The organism is Streptomyces sp. NPDC087215 (genome assembly GCF_044744885.1).
GTDB lineage: Bacteria > Actinomycetota > Actinomycetes > Streptomycetales > Streptomycetaceae > Streptomyces.
In genome coordinates this window covers 332,408-351,117 of the sequence record NZ_JBIUZD010000007.1, presented here as the reverse complement: position 1 = coordinate 351,117, position 18,710 = coordinate 332,408, and the positions used below count along the sequence as shown (strand labels likewise).

General features: G+C 72.4%; 16 protein-coding genes. 5 read left to right on the top strand and 11 right to left on the bottom strand.

The window, feature by feature from the left end:
* Positions 1-153 precede the first annotated feature (153 nt).
* The gene (locus tag ACIO92_RS20965) at positions 154-2,442 is read left to right on the top strand and encodes an FG-GAP repeat domain-containing protein (protein ID WP_402282523.1); all 2,289 of its coding nucleotides are present in this window, start codon (positions 154-156) and stop codon (positions 2,440-2,442) included.
* Between the two features lie 66 nt (positions 2,443-2,508).
* Here the strand turns inward: ACIO92_RS20965 and ACIO92_RS20960 are convergent, their stop codons facing one another.
* From ACIO92_RS20960 to ACIO92_RS20950, 3 genes are read right to left on the bottom strand one after another with little or no spacing between them, the layout of a single operon-like run.
* Entirely contained in the window at positions 2,509-2,718 is a 210-nt protein-coding gene (locus tag ACIO92_RS20960) for a DUF397 domain-containing protein (protein WP_402057956.1), read from the bottom strand.
* Between the two features lie 39 nt (positions 2,719-2,757).
* Positions 2,758-2,967 (bottom strand): DUF397 domain-containing protein, encoded by a 210-nt coding sequence (locus tag ACIO92_RS20955; protein WP_402057958.1) that lies wholly within the window; start codon positions 2,965-2,967, stop codon positions 2,758-2,760.
* Positions 2,940-3,791, bottom strand: a complete 852-nt coding sequence (locus ACIO92_RS20950; RefSeq protein WP_402057959.1) for a helix-turn-helix domain-containing protein — start codon at positions 3,789-3,791, stop codon at positions 2,940-2,942. Before ACIO92_RS20950 ends, ACIO92_RS20955 begins: the two co-directional genes overlap by 28 nt.
* 216 nt (positions 3,792-4,007) lie before the next feature.
* Here ACIO92_RS20950 and ACIO92_RS20945 point away from each other — a divergent pair, with 216 nt between their 5' ends.
* Positions 4,008-4,253, top strand: a complete 246-nt coding sequence (locus ACIO92_RS20945) for a hypothetical protein (protein ID WP_366441305.1) — start codon at positions 4,008-4,010, stop codon at positions 4,251-4,253.
* Positions 4,250-4,552 carry a hypothetical protein gene (locus tag ACIO92_RS20940; RefSeq protein WP_402057962.1) on the top strand — a complete coding sequence of 101 codons (303 nt, stop codon included), beginning with the start codon at positions 4,250-4,252 and terminating at the stop codon, positions 4,550-4,552. The genes ACIO92_RS20945 and ACIO92_RS20940 overlap by 4 nt, the downstream gene beginning before the upstream one ends.
* A 13-nt stretch (positions 4,553-4,565) precedes the next feature.
* Here ACIO92_RS20940 and ACIO92_RS20935 read toward each other — a convergent pair whose 3' ends face one another.
* The 6 genes from ACIO92_RS20935 to ACIO92_RS20910 all read right to left on the bottom strand — a co-directional run bounded on the left by ACIO92_RS20935 (position 4,566) and on the right by ACIO92_RS20910 (position 11,577).
* Entirely contained in the window at positions 4,566-5,108 is a 543-nt protein-coding gene (locus tag ACIO92_RS20935) for a hypothetical protein (protein ID WP_401239251.1), read from the bottom strand.
* 278 nt (positions 5,109-5,386) lie between these two features.
* Positions 5,387-6,382: a LacI family DNA-binding transcriptional regulator gene (locus ACIO92_RS20930; RefSeq protein WP_401239248.1), complete on the bottom strand. Its 996-nt coding sequence runs from the start codon at positions 6,380-6,382 to the stop codon at positions 5,387-5,389.
* Positions 6,379-8,259 (bottom strand): alpha-galactosidase, encoded by a 1,881-nt coding sequence (locus ACIO92_RS20925; protein WP_402282528.1) that lies wholly within the window; start codon positions 8,257-8,259, stop codon positions 6,379-6,381. Before ACIO92_RS20925 ends, ACIO92_RS20930 begins: the two co-directional genes overlap by 4 nt.
* Before the next feature lie 2 nt (positions 8,260-8,261).
* Positions 8,262-9,104 carry a carbohydrate ABC transporter permease gene (locus tag ACIO92_RS20920; protein WP_402057966.1) on the bottom strand — a complete coding sequence of 281 codons (843 nt, stop codon included), beginning with the start codon at positions 9,102-9,104 and terminating at the stop codon, positions 8,262-8,264.
* A 179-nt stretch (positions 9,105-9,283) separates the two neighbouring features.
* Positions 9,284-10,198: a carbohydrate ABC transporter permease gene (locus tag ACIO92_RS20915; protein WP_402282530.1), complete on the bottom strand. Its 915-nt coding sequence runs from the start codon at positions 10,196-10,198 to the stop codon at positions 9,284-9,286.
* Positions 10,195-11,577, bottom strand: coding sequence for an ABC transporter substrate-binding protein (locus tag ACIO92_RS20910; RefSeq protein ID WP_402282532.1), 1,383 nt, complete (start codon positions 11,575-11,577; stop codon positions 10,195-10,197). The genes ACIO92_RS20915 and ACIO92_RS20910 overlap by 4 nt, the downstream gene beginning before the upstream one ends.
* Positions 11,578-11,736: 159 nt before the next feature.
* Between ACIO92_RS20910 and ACIO92_RS20905 the strand changes: the two genes are divergently transcribed.
* Together ACIO92_RS20905 and ACIO92_RS20900 are read left to right on the top strand one after the other, a co-directional pair.
* Complete coding sequence (locus ACIO92_RS20905; RefSeq protein WP_402282534.1) at positions 11,737-13,734, top strand: hypothetical protein; 1,998 nt, start codon at positions 11,737-11,739, stop codon at positions 13,732-13,734.
* Positions 13,731-14,903, top strand: a complete 1,173-nt coding sequence (locus ACIO92_RS20900) for an aminotransferase class V-fold PLP-dependent enzyme (protein WP_366441297.1) — start codon at positions 13,731-13,733, stop codon at positions 14,901-14,903. The genes ACIO92_RS20905 and ACIO92_RS20900 overlap by 4 nt, the downstream gene beginning before the upstream one ends.
* 134 nt (positions 14,904-15,037) lie before the next feature.
* Here the strand turns inward: ACIO92_RS20900 and ACIO92_RS20895 are convergent, their stop codons facing one another.
* Positions 15,038-16,957 (bottom strand): PA14 domain-containing protein, encoded by a 1,920-nt coding sequence (locus ACIO92_RS20895; protein ID WP_402282536.1) that lies wholly within the window; start codon positions 16,955-16,957, stop codon positions 15,038-15,040.
* A gap of 152 nt (positions 16,958-17,109) precedes the next feature.
* Positions 17,110-18,666: an MFS transporter gene (locus ACIO92_RS20890; protein ID WP_402282538.1), complete on the bottom strand. Its 1,557-nt coding sequence runs from the start codon at positions 18,664-18,666 to the stop codon at positions 17,110-17,112.
* Between the last annotated feature and the right edge of the window lie 44 nt (positions 18,667-18,710).

Sequence of the window (18,710 nt, the reverse complement as noted above, 5' to 3'; positions counted from 1 at the left end):
TCCATATCCGCTGACCCACCACACCCTAATCTGTGGTGAATTGCCCTGGAAAAAGCGGGCACCCACTCTGTTCGGCGGCCTCGTCATCGACCCCCGTCTGATGGGCGACTTCGGGATCGGCTAATCTCCGTTCCTCCAAGGGGAGGGAAGATCATGAAGTACGTGTGTACGCCCGGCCGCAGGCTGACGGCCACCGCCGTCACCGTCGCACTGGCGGTCACCGGGGGGGCCCTGGCCGTGAGCCCGGCCACCGCAGTCCCGGCACCGGTCGTCGCGGCCGACACCGCCGGGACCGTGACCGCGCAGCAGACCGTCGTGCCGTTCCCGCTGAACGCGGAGGTCGTCAGCGCCGGCACCACCGGCTTCCTGTCGCGCACCAACGTCGCCCCCGGCGCCGTACCCGAGTACCGCTGGACCCGGTACGCCGACGGCACGTCGACCGTGCTGCCCGGCTGGGCGGCGGGCGGCGGTTCCGACCTCGTGGTGACCGGGGACGACCCGGACCCCGAGAAGAGCCGGGTCCTCATGGTGCACGACATGGCGGCACCGTCAGCGGCGCCGGTACGGGTGGACCTCGGTGAGCTCGGTGCGGACTACGCCTACGGCGGGGTGGTCGGCTCGTCCCTGATCGTGCACGCCATGCGGGACGGGCTGGCTACGCGGACCCGACTCCTGACGGTCGCCGACGGACGCGTGACCGATCGTGAGGTGACCGGTCTCCCGACGAACGACTGCTGGTTCGAGGGCTCCCACGCACCGGGCCTGGCCGTCCTCAACTGCCTCAGGTCCTCGAACGACTACACGGACACCGCTGTCGTCGAACTCGCCACGGGCGTCGCTCTGGAGGTGCGTCAGGAACCACGGGCCTGGTCGCCCGGTGTGGTCTCGGCGACGCATGTGGCCTGGCAGGAGTTGAACGACCGTGGTCAAGGCCGGATCGCCGTGGCCCGCAGAGGTTCGGCCGAAGTCCGTTACGTCGAGGGTCCCGGCTTCAATTCGGAGAACATCCAGTTGCTCGGCGACTGGCTGGTCTCGGGCCACCGCATCGCCTTCGACCAGCGCGGACCGCATCCGACCGGCCGCCCTCTCCTGGCCCGCCACGCGGAGACCGGTGAGACCGTCGAGGTCCTCACCCACTACTCCTCCGCCGTGACCACCCCGGACGGTTCCCTGCTCGTGCGCGGCGGCACGCTCGACCGGGACGAGGGCCTCTACCTGATCTCGCTCGGGGGGAACGGCAAGCCGGCCGCCGAGCTCGTCGCGTCGACCGGCCAGACCACCGCCCTGAAGCATCTCGGTACGGACGTCCCGGACACGATCACTTTCGACCGCATCGGCCAGGGCATCGACCTGGGCTGGGACTTCTCCCGGGTCGACACCGACGTATGGCTGACACTCGTCCACGAGCCAACGGGCGAGCGCGCGCGGCGGAAGATCTGGTCCACGGCTCCGGCCGCCCCCGGTGAGGGCTACCGGGACGGCCAGCGCATCGGCTGGCGCTGGGACGGCTCGAATCCCCTCAACCCGCTGCAGGCCGCGTACAACGGCTCCTACACCTGGGAGATCATCGCGAGCCCGGACGACAGCATCGGGCCGGAGGTGAAGGTCTCCGGCCGGTTCACGGTGAACCGGGCCACCGCAGCACACGACTACAACGACAACGGGACGCCCGATGTCCTGCTGATCGACTCCACTGGCACCCTTCTGCGCGCCGACACCAACAGAACACCGTCCGGTGACGGAATCCGACGTGCTCTGGAAAACTTCCCCCAGGTGGGACGCGGCTGGACCATCTACGACCGCGCCGAGTCTGTCGGGGACGCCGCCGGCACCCGTGTGAGCGACGTGGTCGCCCGGGACAGGAGCGGTGTGCTCTGGCTGCACCAGGGCACGGGCAAGAAGGACACTCTCTTTCTCGGCCGGGTGAAGATCGGCGGCGGCTGGCAGATCTACGACCAGCTCGCCGGTGGCTCCGACCTCACAGGTGACGGTCGGCCCGACCTCGTCGCCACCGACAAGTCGGGCGGCCTGTGGCTCTACCCGGCCACCGGGAACGTCAACGCGCCCTTCTCGCCGCGCAAGCGGATCGGCACCGGCTGGGGGATCTACAACCAGCTGACCGCCACCGGCGACATCGCCGGTGGCGCCGCGGGAGACCTCGTCGCCCGCGACAAGGACGGTGTCCTGTGGCTGTACCTCGGCAAGGGCGACGGCACCTTCGCCCCCCGGGTGAAGATCGGCGGCGGCTGGAACGCGTACCCGCACCTGGTCGGCATCGGCGACGGCAACGGCGACGGACGGCCCGACCTGTTCGCCATGGACGCCGCCAGGCGCACGTACTCGTACGCGGGAACCGGCGACTACCGCAAGCCCTTCAAGGGCCGGATCTCCACCGACCTGACCCACGGCTACGCATGGATCAGCCCCGTGAACGTCCTCTGACGTTCACACGAAGTACCACGACGGCCCCCGCGAACCCGAAGGTCCGTGGGGGCCGTCGCCACGCACTCAGTCGTTCAGCCGCCCGGCCTTGACCGCCGCCACGAAGGACATCCAGTCCCCCGCCCCGAACACGAGAACCGGACCGCCCGACACCTTGCTGTCCCTTACGGGAATGGCCGTCGCGAAGTCGTCGGAGACCTCGACGCATTCGCCACCATCGGGATTGCTGTGACTGCTCTTGCGCCAAGAGGCGGCACTCAGGTCGATGCGTCGCACAGTACTTCCTCCAACACGGCCAGAACCAAACTCTGCGAATCAGCCGTTCAGCCGTCCGGCCTTGACCGCCGCCACGAAGGACGACCAGTCCCCTGCCGCGAACACAAGAACCGGACCGCCCGACACCTTGCTGTCCCGTACGGGGATGGCCGCCGCGAAGTCGTCGGAGACCTCTACGCACGCCCCACCGTCCTGGTTGCTGTAACTGCTCTTACGCCAGTTCACAACGCTAAGGTCGATGGATCGCACGGCAGTTCCTCCAACATACGCAGGACGGTTTTCCGCGACTCGGCCGGGGAAAGCGCCAGGTCACGCATCGCATCGTACGCACTCTGCATACGCTCCACTACAGCACTGTCCTCAAAGAGTTCGCCACCGTACCCGTGCTCTGTATACGCCACTGTGCGCCAGCCCGGCAGACGCAGGAACCAGACGTCCGTACTCGACAGACCATGTAGCCCCGCCTCCTGCGGCAGCACTTGGAGCGTCACGTTCGGCCGCTCGGCCATCTCGTACAGGTACTTGAGCTGCTCCCGCCACGCCTCCACGTCCCTCAAGGCCGTCCGTAGGGCCACCTCCGACAGGATCGTCCGGAAGAGCGGCGGATCCTCTCCTTCCAGAAGCGCCCGTCGCTCCAGCCTTCCCTCGACCTGCTGCTCCAGCTGCTTTCCTTTGAAGCCGCCCAGCGCCAGCAGTTCCCGCGCGTACCCCGCCGTCTGCAACAACCCCGGCAGCACGCTCACCGCGAAGTGCCACAGGCTCACCGCCTCGGCCTCCAGCGTCATGTACCGCCGGTAGCGTTCCTTGAACTGCGACTTGTCCCCCGCCGCCAGTTCCCAGAGGGCCAGCAGCAGTTCCGGCGTTCCGTAGAAGGTGTCCAGGGCCCGGACGACGTCCGGGCTGCTGATCGTCTCGCCCTTCTCCATCTTGCCGAAGAGCGACCAGTCCCAGCCGACCCGTTCCCCGAGCTGCCGCAGGCTCAGCTTCCGCTCCACCCGCAGTCTGCGCAGTTCCTCCGCGAACCGCTGACGTGGCTCCTGGCTGCGACCGCTGACCACTCGTCGCTGCGGCATGGTGCTTCCTTCCGAATCGCTCGCGCGGGCGGAGGACGGGACAGGCCGTGGAAGGTGTGGAACCGGCGGCGCGCCCGGGGAAGCACGCTCCCCGTCCACGTCCGGCCCACGCGCAGTCGGGCACATCCTCGTCACATCCGGACTACGCAGCGTAATTCACCGCATTGTCAGCGAGTCCGGGAATCCGCGTAATCGACCCCCACGAGGAGCCGACCCATGGTATTCACCCCCGACGAACCGGACACCCCCTCCCTCAAGATCCAGGAGGCCCTGGACGCGCGGGACGCGCTCGCCGCCGCGCTCAGCCGGGCCGGTGTCCAGCTTCCCGCCATGGACATCCGCACCCCGTGGCACGACGACCGGGAGGGCGAGGCCCGGTACGCCCTCGTCCACCTCGGGGTCTGCTCCGCGCCGGTCGCCCACGCGCTCGCCACCGTGATCCTCAACGGGCTCGCCCGGTGACCGATGACGGCGACGGCCCGCCCCGCCTGGACGCGGTCGTCCTCGACACCGTCCGCAACCGCGTGGGCCGGGTCATGGGATCCGAAGGCCCCTACCTCCAGCTCCGGCCCCTCGGCGGCGGCCGCGAGTGGGACGTCACTCCGGCGCAGCTCCACCCCCTCACCGGCGCGGAACTGCTGAGCACCCTCGTCGCCGAGGCCAACGCCCGCAGTCGCCGCAACGGCGGCAACGGGCCGCCGCCCGGCCCGGACCTGAGGAAAGCCGAGGGGCCGCCCCCTTCCGGGGGCGGCCCGTGCTGATGGATTCCGACGGCTACTCGCCGGACTCCTCCTCGAAGTAGGCGTCCAGGACCGCGTCCAGTTCCTTCTCCCAGACGGGGAGCCGGTCGCGGTCAGGGGCGATGATCTCGATGGGGTACCAGCGCGAGCCGGGGGTGTGCACGGTGACGAGGAAGCGGCGGCCGAAGCGCTTCGTCTCCGACTCGACCGCGCCGATCTCGTCCCAGCGGAACTCGCACGCCTCCTCGTCGTAGCTCAGCCGGACGCCGTCGGCGTCGGCGACGATCCTGCCCCGCCGGTCCGCCGCCTCGAAGACGGGGCCGTCGGCCGCTTCGGGGGCGTCCTCCTCGGGTTCCTCCTCGGCCGGTGTGTCCGTGTCCGCCTCGGCGTCCGCAGGTTCGGGCTCGCCCTCGGCGGGCGCGTCGGCGGCTGCCGGGCGCGCGTCCTCGGGCGGTTCCTCCTCGGCCTTCGGCGTCGCCACCGGGACGGGCGCCGCCATGATGCCGGGTATGAATCCCGGGTCCGCCGAGGCGCCGGGCAGGGGCTGGGTGCTGGGTCCTGTGCTCTGCTGCTCCACGGCCGCAGTATGGCCGACGCGGCTGTGGAGTGCGTAAAGAGGTTCGATCCGGGGCCGGGATTTCGGTGTGCGGGGCCTTCGCGGCGACGGACGGGGGCGGTGAGGGAGGTCCCGTAGGGAGCCCCGGGCCCCTGCTCCGTACGGCCGGTTCCGTACGCCCGGTTCGTACGACCCTGGCCTGTGCGACCGGCTCCGTGCGACCGGCTCCGTACGGCCCTGGTCCGCCCGCCCCGTCCCGTACGACGCGGGCCCGTACCCCCTTGTCCCCTGTCCCCTCGTCAGTCCTTCGCCGGGCCCGTCGACGCGCGGATCACCAGTTCCGGGTCGAAGAGGAGTTCCCCCGTCGGCACGTCCCGGTTGCTGACCAGGGCCAGGACCGAGCGGCCGACCTCCAGGGCTAGGCGGTCGGCCGGCTGGCGGACGGTGGTCAGCGCGGGGTCGGTGAACTCGGTGACCGAGGTGCCGTCGTAGCCGACCACGGAGACGTCGTCGGGCACCGACAGGCCCTGCCGTCGCAGCCCCCGGACGGCGCCGAGCGCCATGTAGTCGCTGGCGGCGACGATCGCGGTGACGCCCAGGGCGACGAGGACGGAGGAGGCCGCTTGGCCGCCCTCGACGGTGTAGGACTGGCGGACCACCCAGCGCTCGGCGTCCTCCACGCCCCGGCGGGCCATCGACTCGACGAAGCCCCGCACCCGCCGGTCGGCGGGCCGGTTCCCGGCCGGTCCCGAGGCCATGCCGATGCGGCGGTGCCCGAGCCGGTGCAGATGGTCGACGGCGAGTTCGGCGGCGAGGGCGTCGTCCGTGGAGTACACGGGCACGGGCACCCCGTCGGCGAACTCGCCGTTGACGCCGACGTACGGCACCCGGCGCTGGCGCAGCAGCTCGTAGCTCTCGGTGTCGGCGCCCTCGACCGTGTTGGAGGCGGAGAGGAAGACGACGGCGGCGACGCCCTTGTCGACCAGCGCGGTGAGGAAGTCCAGTTCCTGCACCCCGCCGGGGAAGACCGGGCACAGCACGGTCTTCAGGCCGTGCGGGGCGAGGGCCGACTCGATGCGTTCGGCGACGTCCGCGAAGAACGGGTTGGAGACGAACTCGGTGACGACCGCGACCAGTTGGCCTTGCGTGGCCCGCTCGTACCCCAGCTCTGCCATGGCCCGCTCGACGGCCTCGCGGGTCTTGCGGGACACCCCCTGGCGCCGGTTGATCACCCGGCTGACGGTGGCCTCGCTGACCTGTGCGTGGGCTGCGAGGTCGGTGATGCCGACCTTCATCGCGGTCCTTCCGTGAGAGTGAGCGACACCAGGCCGCCGCGTGGGACGTTCAGCGGCCCCGGCCCCTCCGGCAGCGGCGTCGGACGGTCGCCCATCATACGTCCGTCGGGTCCGTGGACCCGGGCCGAGAACGTGCCCCCGCCGCCGGTGACGTCGACCACGAGCCGGTCCCCGCCGGTGCCGTTGACGAGGTGGAAGACCCGGTGGGCGGCGGTGTCGAGCCGGACGACCCGGTCGCCGTGCACACTGATCAGGCACTCCTCGCCCCGGACGGCGGTGACCAGCGGGTAGAGGCCGTCCGGTCTGCCCGGTTCCGTCTCCCCTCCGAGGACCAGCTCCCGGCGCGCGCGCCACCAGCCGAGCCAGAACCGTACGGTCTCGCGGTGCGCCTCGGGCACCCGGTCCAGGCGGACGGAGATCTGCGGTACGGAGTGGAGGGCGCCGATCAGCTGCCGGGCGACGGCCTCGGGCGGGGCGTCGGCGGACCACAGGAGCATGTCCGAGTGGACGGCGCCGCCGACCGCGAGGAGCGCGGTGTCCAGGGTGCGGACCCGGTTCGCGGTGGCGTCGGCGGGGCAGTCGAAGGACCGCAGCATGTTCCCGTACGGGGCCATGCCGGGCCCGGTGTACGGCTGGCGCAGCTCGATCAGGACGTCGGGCCGTACGGCTTCGAGGGCCGCGCGCAGTTCGGCCAGGAGCGTGGTCATGGCGTGGCCGATGTCGCCCTTTCCGTCGCCCGCGTAGACGGCGGCCTCGTCGAGGAAGTCGAGCTTGAGTCCGTCGAGTCCGTGCTCGGCGACCAGCCGGACGCACAGGCCGACGACGTGCGCGCGGACCTCGGGGAGGCGCGGGTCGAGGACGTGGGCGCCGGGGACCGTGGCGGGGCGGGTCGCGGCGGCGGCCCAGCGCGGGTGGCAGTCGGCGCCGGGGCCGAGGAGGAGGGGCGCGGCCCACAGGAGGTAGCGCAGGCCGTGCGCCCGGACGCGGGCCACGTGGGCGGTGAGGTCGGGGAACTTGGCCGGGTCGGGCGTCCAGTCGCCGACGCCGGAGTAGCCCCGGCCGGAGCCGTACCGCTGCCAGCCGTCGTCGAGGATCAGGGCGCCGCAGCCGAGTCCGGCGGCAAGGGCGGCCTGGGTCTCGACGGCTTCGGCGGTGACGTCCTGGTTGAAGGCGTACCAGGTGGAGTAGACGGGGACGCGGGCGCCTTCGGGGACGGGCATGGGCGGGTGGGCGGCGGCGAAGTGGGCGCGCAGGGGCCGCAGGGCGGCGGCGACGGACGGGGACCGGGGCGCGAGGAGCAGCCGGTGGGGGCGGTCGGCGGCGGGCAGGCGGAGGTGGACGACGTGGGTGTCGTTCTCCTCCGACACGCCGTAGCGGACGGTGGCCTCGGTGACGGGGTCGGCGGCGGCCCAGGTCAGGAGGGTGGCGCCGGAGTGCTCGTAGAGGCTTCCGGCGGCGGGACCGTCGACCAGGCAGGTGGTGGTGCGGCCCGCCCAGTCGGGGACGAGGGTGCGGCGCCAGCCGCCCTGGGGGTGCCAGTAGCCGGTGGCGTCGCCGAGGGGGACGGAGAGCCGGATCTCGACGGGGGTGCCGGGGGCGTGGACGTCGAGGGCGCGCAGACCGCCGGGTCCTGGGAGGTCGGTGAGGGTCCAGCGCGGGTCGGCGCCGGGGGCGACGAGGGCGATCGACACCTGGTCGAGGAGGGGTTCGGCGGGGGCGGGGACCTCGTGGGCGGTGGTGAGGGGTTCGAGGGCGGCCGGGGCCTCGGCTGTGGCGGTGGGATCGGTCGCGGGGGCATTCGCGGGGCCGGTCTCGGGGGCGGTCTCGGACCCGGTCACAGGGGCGGTCGCGGATTCGGTCGACGGGTGGGTGTTCATGGTCATTCCTTCACCGCTCCCGCGAGGAGCCCGGAGACGAAGTGGCGCTGGAGGAGGAGGAAGACGACCGCCATCGGGACGGCGGCGATCGAGGTGCCGGCGAGGATGGCGCCGTAGTCGGTCTCGTCGAGTCCCTGGAGGGAGGCGAGGGCGACCGGGATGGTGAAGGTGAGCTCGTCGCGGAGCACGATGAGCGGCCAGATGAAATCGTTCCACTGGTAGAGGAAGAGGAAGATCCCGAGGGCGGCGAGGGCGGGCCGCATCGGGGGCAGCGCGACCCGCAGGAAGAGCCTCAGTTCGCCGCAGCCGTCCATCCGCCCGGAGTCGAGGAGTTCCCGCGGGAGCGCGCCCATGGACTGGCGCATGAGGAAGATCCCGAAGGGCAGGGCGAGGTTGGGGGCGATGACGGCCTGGTAGGTGCCGAGCCAGTGGAGTTCGGCCATCATCCGGAAGAGCGGGACGAGGGTGATCTGGGCGGGGACGACCAGGCCCAGCATGAGCAGGCCGAAGAGGGCCTCCCGGCCGCGGAAGCGGTAGGTGGCGAAGCCGTATCCGGCGAGGGTGCAGACCGTCCCGGCGAGCAGGGTGTAGACGGTCGCGATGCCGAGGGAGTTGAGGACGACCCGGCCGAAGTGGGCGGTCTCCTGGAGGGTGGCGAGGTTCTCGGCGAGGTGGCCGCCGGGCAGCACCGGCGGCGGGCTGGAGAACAGCTCCCGGGAGCTGTGGGTGGCTCCGACCGCGAGCCAGTAGAAGGGGACCACGACGACGGCGAGGACGATGGCCAGGCCTGAGGTGAGGAGGATCGAGCGGCCGGTCCGGGTGGGGCGCGTGGTGCGGGCAGGCATGGGAGGGGCGGGGCGGGCGGCAGCTCGTACGGTCGTCCCCGGTGCTCGTCCGGCGGGCGGGCGCCCGGTTCGTCCGGCGGTCCTCCCGGCCGGTCCGGTGCTCTTCGCGGCCGGGTCCGTGCTCTTCCCGGCCGGGCCCGTGGAGTCGTCGGCCCGTCCGGTGGACCTCTCGGCTGGTCTCACGACTTGTCTCCCAGGAGGCGGAACTGGAGCAGGCCCAGGAGTCCGATGAGGACGGTGAGGGCGTAGCCGACGGCGGAGGCGTAACCGAAGTCGAAGTAGGTGAAGGCGTTGCGGTAGAGGTACATGCCGAGGGTGAGGGTGGCGTTGTCGGGGCCGCCGCCGGTGAGGACGGTCGGTTCGTCGAAGAGCTGGAGGGTGCCGATCGTCGACAGGACGGTGGTGAGCAGCAGCGCCGGGCGGAGTCCGGGCAGGGTGACGTGCCGGAAGGCGGCGAGGGGGCCCGCTCCGTCGACGGCGGCGGCGTCGTACAGCTCGCGGGGCACGGTCTGGAGGCGGGCGAGCAGGATGACGGCGTTGTAGCCGGTGTAGTGCCAGGTGAGGGCGAGGCCGAGGGAGATCCGGGCCCAGGTGCCGTCGGTGAGCCAGGGCACGGGGTCGAGGCCGAGGAGCCCGAGGGTCCAGTTGACGAGCCCGTAGTCCTTGTTGAGGAGGACGGAGAAGACGATGCCGTACGCGACGAGGCCGGTGACCATCGGCAGGAAGAAGCCGAGGCGGAAGACGGAACGGCCTTTGAGGAGCGTGGAGTTCAGCGCGACGGCGAGGCCGGTGGCGAGGGCCAGCATGAGCGGGACCTGGACGAGAAGGATGACGGCGGTGTTGCGGAGCGCGGTCCACATCAGCGGGTCGTCGACCAGCCGGGCGTAGTTGTCGAGGCCGACGAAGGTGTCGACGCCCGCGACGGTGCGGTGCAGGCTGAGGACGAAGGACCAGCCGATGGGGCAGAGCTTGAAGGCGCCGAAGAGCAGCAGGGCGGGCAGGACGAAGAGGTACGGGGCCGCCCGGCCGCGCCGCCGCCGGGGGCGGGCGGGCGTCTCCCGCCGGGCGGCCGGGAGGGTGTCGGCCAGACTCACCGGGCGGCCTTCCGGCGGGTCTGCCGGACGAGTTCGGCGGCGGCGTCGCGGAGCACGGCGGCGGGGTCCGCGCCCTTGAGGAGGACCTTGGACTGGGCGTCGGTGACGAGCTTGAGGGCGCGGGCGTAGTCGGCGGTGTAGTTGACCGGCGGGGACGGCGCCTTGAGGGCCCCGAGGAAGACCTCGCCCTTCTTCTGGCCGCCGAAGTAGGCGGACGGCTCGTGGAAGACGGCGTCGTCGTACGCCTTCATGAGGGCGGGCGCGATGCCCTTGCCCCGGTAGATCCGCACCTGGGAGGCGGGCCGGGTGAGGGCGTACTCGACGAAGGTCCAGGCGGCGGCCCGGTGCTCGCTGCCGCCCGCGACGGCGAGGTGGGTGGAGTTGACGGTGGCGGCGGTGGGGCCGCCCCTGCGGACGGCCGGGGGCAGCCGGACCTTCCACCGTCCGGACTCCTCGGGGACCTGCTCCTCGATGACGCCGCCGAACCAGGTGGGCCAGGGCACGACGGCGTTGGTGCCCTTCTTGAGGGAGCTCATCAGGGCGTTCCAGCCGCCGGAGAGGTCGCTGACGAGACCGGCGTCGTTCATGGTCTTGATCAGGGTCATCGCCTTGACCGCCTCGGGCGAGTCGAGGGTGACGCGGCCTTCGAGGTCGAAGTAGAAGGCGCCCTGGAGCTGGAGCAGCAGCTGGAAGAAGTTGGCGGCGTCGGGCTGTGAGGCGGGCTTGTCGAGGCCGAGGAGGTGGGCGCCGGTCTTCGCCTTGAGGACCTTGCCCGCCTCGATGGTCTCGTCCCAGGTCTGGAGGGCCCCGGCGTCGACGCCCGCCTTCTCGAAGAGGTCGGCGCGGTAGTAGAAGCCGCCCGAATTGGCTTCCCAGGGAAGGGCGTTCACCCGCTTGCCGTCGGGGCAGACCGTGCCCCAGAGACCGGCGGCGAAGGCGTCCTTGTGGGCGGTGGCGCCGAGCGGGGCGAGGTCGGCGAGGCCGCCGGGGAAGCGTTCGACGTAGCCGGGGAGGTAGTCGACGCCGATGTGCAGGACGTCGGCGAGGCCCTGGCCCCCGGCGGCGAGACCGGCGGTGATCTTCTCCCAGATCGCGGGGTTGCCGATGTCCTCGACGGTGACCTGGATGCCGGGGTGCGCCTTGTTGAACTCCGGTATCAGGGCCTTGAGTTCGGCGGCTGGGCCCTGCCAGGACCAGACGGTGATCCGGCCCTTGTCCGGGTCGCCCTCGCTTCCGGCGCCCGCCGTGGCGCCGGTGCCGGAGCAGGCGGTGAGGGCGAGCCCGCCGAACGCGGCGGCGAGGGCTCCGCCGCCCATGCGCAGGACGCTTCTGCGTCCGGGGGTCGAGCTGTCCGCGTCGTCGCGGGTGGTGTCGGTCATGGGGCCGGACAGTACAAGCGCCGTTCCTTCACTTGCAATCCCCTAGTGAAAACTTTCAGTTCACCCGTCTGTCCAAGAACGGCAGAATGATTGCAAGCCTGCGTCAAGGTTGCTAGCGTGCCGCGCGCCGATCCCGTCCGCCCTCACCGGGAGAATCCGATGACGCGTTCCCGCCTGGCCCTCAGATCCGCGGTCGCCCTGATCGCCGCCCTCGCCCCGCTCGCCGTCGCCCCGGCCGCCCCCGCCGCGCCCGCACCCGTGTCCGCGACCACGGCCCCCGCCGCCGGGGCGGCCGCCCCGCTCGCCGTCTCCGACCCCGGCTTCGAAGCGGGCGGCACCGGCTGGGAGTTCACCTCCGGCACCGGTACGGCCACCAACCAGCCGCACGCCGGTTCCCGGCTCGCGTACCTCGACGAGGGCGACGGCATGAAGGTCTCCCAGACCGTCACCGCCACCGGCCGGGGCAGGTACGTCGTCTCCGCCTGGATCGCCACCGGCGGCACCGGCGGCCGGTACGCGCTCCGCGTCAACGGCGCCCCCGCCGCCGCCCTGGACCTGCCGGCGGCGGCCTCCTACCGCCGCCACACCCTCGGTCCGGTCACCCTCGTCCCCGGCGACCGGCTGGAGATCGCCTTCGAGTCCGGCCGGGGCTGGGTCAACGCCGACGACGTGATGGTCTCCCCCGCCGCCGCCGCGCCCCGGGTGACCTCCAGCGACCCGGAACTGACCACGATGTTCGACTGGGCCGCCCGCAAGGCGAACAGCTGGGTCCACCTCCCCGGCACCGAGGGCCCCCTGAACGCCGACGAGCGGCAGACCGGCGGCGACGGCACCGGCGTCTACGCCCCCTCCTACTGGGCCGGTTACGCCAACCGCAGCGGCTACTACTCCCGCGACATGGCCCACCAGCTGGCGGGCGCGGGCGCCCTGGGACTGCACGCCGAGAACAAGGCGATGCTCCGCGCGTTCGCCGCCTCCGCCACCGCCAAGCACGCCTACTACCCGGTGTGGGCCCTCAACTTCGACAACCGCACCTATCTGTCCATCGACTACCGCCGCCCCGACCTCTTCGTCCGCGAGGTCCCCGCCGTCTTCGAACTGGTGCAGAAGGCCGAGGAGGCGTACCGCTGGACCGGCGACCGGAGCTACCTCGACGACCCGGCGCTCTGGGACTTCTACCGGCACGCCACCGAGGAGTTCGTCACCCTCCACGACGGCCGCAAGGACAACGGGCGCCGGGTGAAGGTGGCCGAGGGCACCGGCAAGGGCATCTTCCAGGGCGTGGCCAGCTACAACGAGCAGAGCGACGAGCCGCTCGCCGAGGCGGGCGACGCCATCGGCTCCCAGTACCAGGCGTACCTGGCCATGTCGGCGCTGGCCCGCGCCAAGGGCGACGGGCGCCTGGCCGCCGACTTCGCGCGGCGCGCCCGCGAGCTCAAGCGGTACTTCAACTCCGAATGGAGCGGAGCCGGTTCGGGCGCCGACATGGTCCGCGGCTACACCACCGAAGGGCAGCCGCTGACCGGCTGGGGCAAGGAGAACAGCTGGTTCATGCCGATGAAGGGGATCGTCGCCCCGGGCGCCCGCCGCGAGGCCTACCTCGACTACATCGACGCCCAGGCGGAGGGCGCGGGCCGCCCCGACAACATCGAGGCCCTGACCTACCTGCCCGACACCTTCTTCGCCAACGGGCGCCCCGGCACCGCCTGGAAGTGGATGCGGCACGTCTACGCCGAGAAGGACGTCCAGCACGTCAACACCCGCCAGGGCACCAACGGCGACTACCCGGAGGTCTCCTTCACCCTGGTCGGCCAGACCGTACGGGGCCTCCTCGGGGTCACCCCCGACGCCCCGGCCCGCACCCTCACCACCCGGTCCGCGCTGCCCACCGGCATGGCCTGGCTCGGCATCGAGGACCTGCGGATCGGCGACTCCGCCTTCGCGCTCCGGCACGACGGGACCCGCCGCTCCACCCTGACCCACACCACGGGCTCCGCCCCGTACACCTGGCGGGCCCGGTTCCCCGGCGCCCACCGCACGGTCCTCGTCGACGGCGTCGCCCGCCCGGCCCGGGTCGAGGTGCTCGACGGCGTCACGACCACGACGGTCCGGGTGAAGGTGGCGCCGGGCCGCACGGTGACGGCGGAACTCCGATGAGCGGCGGGAACGCCGAGGACCGCACGGCGGTGACCGGGCCCGGCTCCTTCCCCGGCGGAGCGGAACTCTTCCGGCTCGACGGGCGGATCGCGCACCTCAACCACGGCTCCTACGGGGCCGTCCCGCTGCCCGTGGCCCTGGAACAGCGGCGGATCGCCGCCGAGGCGGCGGCCGACCCGGACGCCTTCTTCCTCGGCGCCCCGGACCGGCTCGCCGCCGCCCGGACCCGGATCGCCGCCCGCCTGGGCACGGACCCGGACGGCACCGCGCTCGTCACCAACGCCACCGAGGCGGCGCACCTGGCCCTCGACGCGCTGGACCTCGGCCCGGACGACGAGGTGCTGGTCACCGACCACGGGTACGGCACGGTCACGGCCGCCGCCGCCCGGCGGGCCCGGCTCGTCACCGTCCCGCTCGATCCGGAACTGCCGGACGAGGAGGCGGTGCGCAAGGCGGTGCTGGCCGCGCTGACCCCCCGTACGAGAGTCGCGCTGCTCGACCAGATCAGCTCGCCGACGGCCCGGATCGTCGCGGGACCCGGGCTGCTCGGTGACCTCGCCGCGCGGGGGGTGACCACGGTCGTGGACGGGGCGCACGCGCCCGGGATGCTGGCCGAACCGCTCGCCGGACGGCCCGACCTGTGGTTCGGCAATCTACACAAGTGGGCGTACGCGCCCCCGGGCAGCGCCGTCCTGGTGGTCGCGCCCGCGCTCCGCGACCGGGTCCCGGCGCCCGTGCCGTCCTGGGAGGACCACCGGGGCTTCCCGCGCTCGGTGGAGTACCGGGCCACCGCCGACTACACCGGCCCGCTCGCCGCCCCCGAAGGCCTGGACCTGCTGCGACGCCTCGGCGCCCCGGCCGTACGACGGCACAACGCGGCCCTGGTCGGCTACGGCGCCGCACTCCTCACGGCCCTGCCCGGGGTGCGCCCCCTCCCCTGGGACGAACGCCTCTCGATGCGCTCCCTGCGCCTGCCGGAACGGTTCGCCCGTACGAAACCGGAGGCGGAGGCCCTGCGCGAGGAACTGATGACCCGCCTCGGCTGCCGGGTGGCGGTCTGGCCCTGGCCGACCGGCGGCGGCCTCCGCATCTCCGGCCAGATCTACAACCACCCGGCGGAGTACGAGGCGCTGGCGCGGGGGGTGGGGGAGGTGCTGGACGGGGGGTGAGGGGGTCCTGTGAGGGGCGGGCCCCCTGACCGGCCCGCACCACCGGGTAACGGCCGAGGGCCCGTCCTCCTCTGAGAGGAGAACGAGCCCCCGGTGTCGTCGGTGGGGCCGACCGGGTGGCCCCATCGAACGGGTCAGCGGAGCCAGAAGAACTCCTGGGACGCGATGTCGCCCTCGCTGCCGTAGTGGCCGACCGCGCGGACCATGAGGGTGCACGGGCCCGCCGTGCGGATGCTCTCCTCGATGCGGACGGTCTCGCCCGCGGACCGCTTCCACACGCCGTTCGTGCAGGAGAAGCTCCACTCGTAGCCGGTGATGCCCTTGCCCCGGTCCGCGTCGGCGGGCTTCACGTCGACCTTCACGGCGATCCGTGCGTCCTGGACGACCGTCAGTTTCGGGGCGCTCAGCGGGGCCGTCAGGACCGGGCGGTCGCGGCGCACCTCCACCGTGGCCGAGGGCGGGCCCTCGGCTGCCTGGGCGTCGAGGGCCACCACGTAGTAGAAGGCCCGGCCCACGGGGGCCGTGCGGTCGGTGCCCTCGTAGGCGTCCGCTCCGGTGGTGTCGGCCACGGTCCACGCGGAGGTGGAGTCCGTGCGGCGGTAGAGGCGGTAGCCGGTGGCCTCCGTGCCGACCGGGCCGAAGGCGATCGCGTTGCCCAGGTCACCGGGCCGGGCCCGGCCGAGCTCGGGGGCGGGCACGTCGGCCGGCACCGGACGGGTGGCGCGGACCTCCTCGGCGGGCGAGGGGTTGCCGTAGTGGTCCACGGCCCGGACCTGGTACACGGTCTCGGCGCCGGTCTCCACGAGGGCGTCGTGGAAGGAGGTTCCCGTGACGAACGCGGGGCCGTCCGGGTCCTGTCCCCCGGCCGGGGCTGCGAACACCTGGTACCCGGCGGTGTCGGTGGAGGCGGAAGCGGTCCAGGTGATCCGGTTCCCGGCGGTCGTGCCCTGCCCGGCGATCGCGGTGACGGGCCGGGGAGCGGTCACGTCGGGGGCCCCCGTGGTGCCGGTGGCGGAGGGCGCGGAGGCGTTGCCCGCCGCGTCGATCGCGACGATCCGGTAGTACCACTGCTTGCGGATGTCGGTCCCGGTGTCCTGCCAGGAGGTGGCGGCGAGCTGGTCGACGGCCGTGGTCCACGGGCCGCCGGTGCCCGCCGCGCGCAGCACCCGGTAGCGGTTCGCCCCGGCCACGGGCTGCCAGCCGAGGTTCACCGCCCCGGCCGCGACGGTGGCCCCGGGGGCGGCCGGGGCGGCGGGCGCGGTCCGGTCGGCGGTGGCGACGGCGAGGTCCGAGGTGCCCGGCGACTCGTTGCCCGCGCGGTCGTGGGCGCGGAGCTCGTAGAGGAAGGTCTGGCCGGTGGCGGGCGTGGCGTCGGTGTAGGCGGCGCCGGTGGTGACCGCCAGCGGGCGGGCGGGGAACGGCTGGCCCGCCAGGCGCCGGTAGACGCGGTAACCGGCGAGGTCCATCTCCTTGTTCCGGACCCAGCTGAGCTTGGTCCGGGCGGTGACGCGGTCGTGGACGGCGCCGAGGCCCGCCGGGGCGAGCGGCTTGACCTTGTCCACGGTGGCGGAGGTGCGGGGCGCGTAGGCGAACGTGACGTCGGCGGGGCCGGTCCAGTTCACGAAGTCGATCCGGAGGGTGTGCCGGCCCTTGGGGACGGTGAGGTTCACCGTGCCCTTGCGGACGGCGGTGAGATCGCTCCAGGCGTCGTACTTGCGGACGCCGTCGAGGTACACGCGCACGCCGTCGCGGGCCTGGACCGACAGCGCGAAGGGGCCGCCGGAGCCGAAGTCACGGGTGAGGGTCCAGCGGACGCCGAACCGGTCGCGGGGCAGACCGGTGGCCGGGGCGCCGGTCCAGTGCTCGTTGACCGCGCTGTCGCAGTCGGCGCGCCTGGGGGTGCCGGTGAGGGTGGTGTTGGCGAAGTACTCCCGCTTGAAGAGCGGGGACGCGCAGTTCACCGCCGCTTCGGCGGCGGGCGCGGTGGTGAGGAGGCCACCGGCGGTGGCGAGTACCAGGGCGGTGGCCGCCGTGGTCCGACGGGCTGTTCTCATGCGTTCCCTCGGTCGTGGTCCTGCGCGCGTGACGGGGCGCGTGTGATCAAGACCCTCGGAAACGGATCATGGTTGTACGGGTCGGGGCGGTGTTTTCGCTCGGGGCCCGGCCTCCGGGGTCCCCCGCGCGTCCCCGCCCGGCTCCCGCGCGGTCAGCCGCCCGGCATCGGTCCGCCGCCCTTGAGGCGTTCGAGGTCGGAGGCGCGGACCTGGATGACGAAGAGGGCGATCAGGAGAGCCACGGCCGCGAAGACCGCCGCCACCACGAAGCCCGCCGAGACGCCGGAGGTGAGGATCTGGTTGCTCCATTCCGGGGGCAGTCGGCCCGTCCTGGCGAACTGGGCCTTCTCCAGGGGGTTCGCCTGGGCGAGGAAGGCGGGCACCTGCTTGTCGGCCTCGTTGCGGCTGGCGGTGCCGAAGACCGTGACCAGGATGGACAGGCCCAGTGAACCACCCACCTGCTGCATCGTGTTGAGCAGGCCGGAGCCCGCTCCCGCCTCCTTGGGGGCGACCCCGGAGAGTGCCGTCAGGGTCAGCGAGACGAACATCATGCCCATGCCCACGCTGAGGACCAGCATCGGTCCGAGGATGCTGCCCAGGTACGTGGAGTGCACATCGGTCTGGGTCAGCCAGGAGAGGCCGGCCGCGAGGAAGACCGAGCCCACCACCATGAAGGGCTTCGGCCCGAACCGGGGCAGCAGTTGGGAGGTGATCCCGGCGAGGACCGCGATCATGGCGCTGACCGGGAGGAAGGCGAGACCGGCCCGCAGGGGGCTGAAGCCCAGGACGGTCTGCACGAAGAGCGTCAGGAAGAAGAACATGCCGAAGATGGAGGCGGAGAGGCAGAGCATGATGCCGTAGGTGCCCGCCCTGTTGCGGTCGGCGAACATGTGCAGCGGGGTGATCGGCTGCCGGGAACGGCGTTCCACCAGGACGAAGGAGGCCAGCAGCACGATCGCCGCCGCGAAGGAGCCGATCGTGTAGGGGTCGCTCCAGCCCTCCTGGGCGGCGCGGATGAAGCCGTACACCAGGGACACCATGCCGAGGGTCGAGGTGAACGCGCCCGCGAGGTCGAAGTTGCCGGGACGGCGCTCGGACTCCTTGACGTGGCGCGGTGTCAGGAAGGCGATGAGCAGGGCGATCGGGACGTTCACGAAGAACACCCAGCGCCAGTCGAGCCATTCGACGAGGACGCCTCCCGCCAGCAGGCCGATCGCGCTTCCCGCCGCGGAGACGCCCGCGAACACCCCGAACGCCCGGTTGCGTTCGGGGCCCTCCTCGAAGGTGGTGGTGATCAGGGAGAGCGCCGTCGGCGAGGCGATCGCGCCGCCCACGCCCTGCACGGCGCGGGCCGCGAGGAGTTGCCAGGAGGTCTGGGAGAACCCGCCGAGCAGGGAGGCGAGTCCGAAGAGCAGCACGCCGAAGACGAAGACCCGGCGGCGGCCGAGGATGTCGCCCGCGCGTCCGCCGAGGAGCAGCAGTCCGCCGAAGGTGAGGGTGTAGGCGTTGACCACCCACGAGAGGTTGGTGGTGGAGAAGTTCAGGGCGCTCTCGATGTGCGGGAGGGCGATGTTCACGATGGTGATGTCGAGGACCACCATCAGCTGACAGGACGCGATGACGAACAGGGCGATGCCCTTGCCGTCCCCTCGCCCGCCCCGCCGGGTTCGCGCGGGGGCCGTCCTCGGTGCGGGGCTACTGCTGGTCATCGCTGCTCATGGCGGATCGCGCCCTCGGGCGGGGAGCCGTGGGC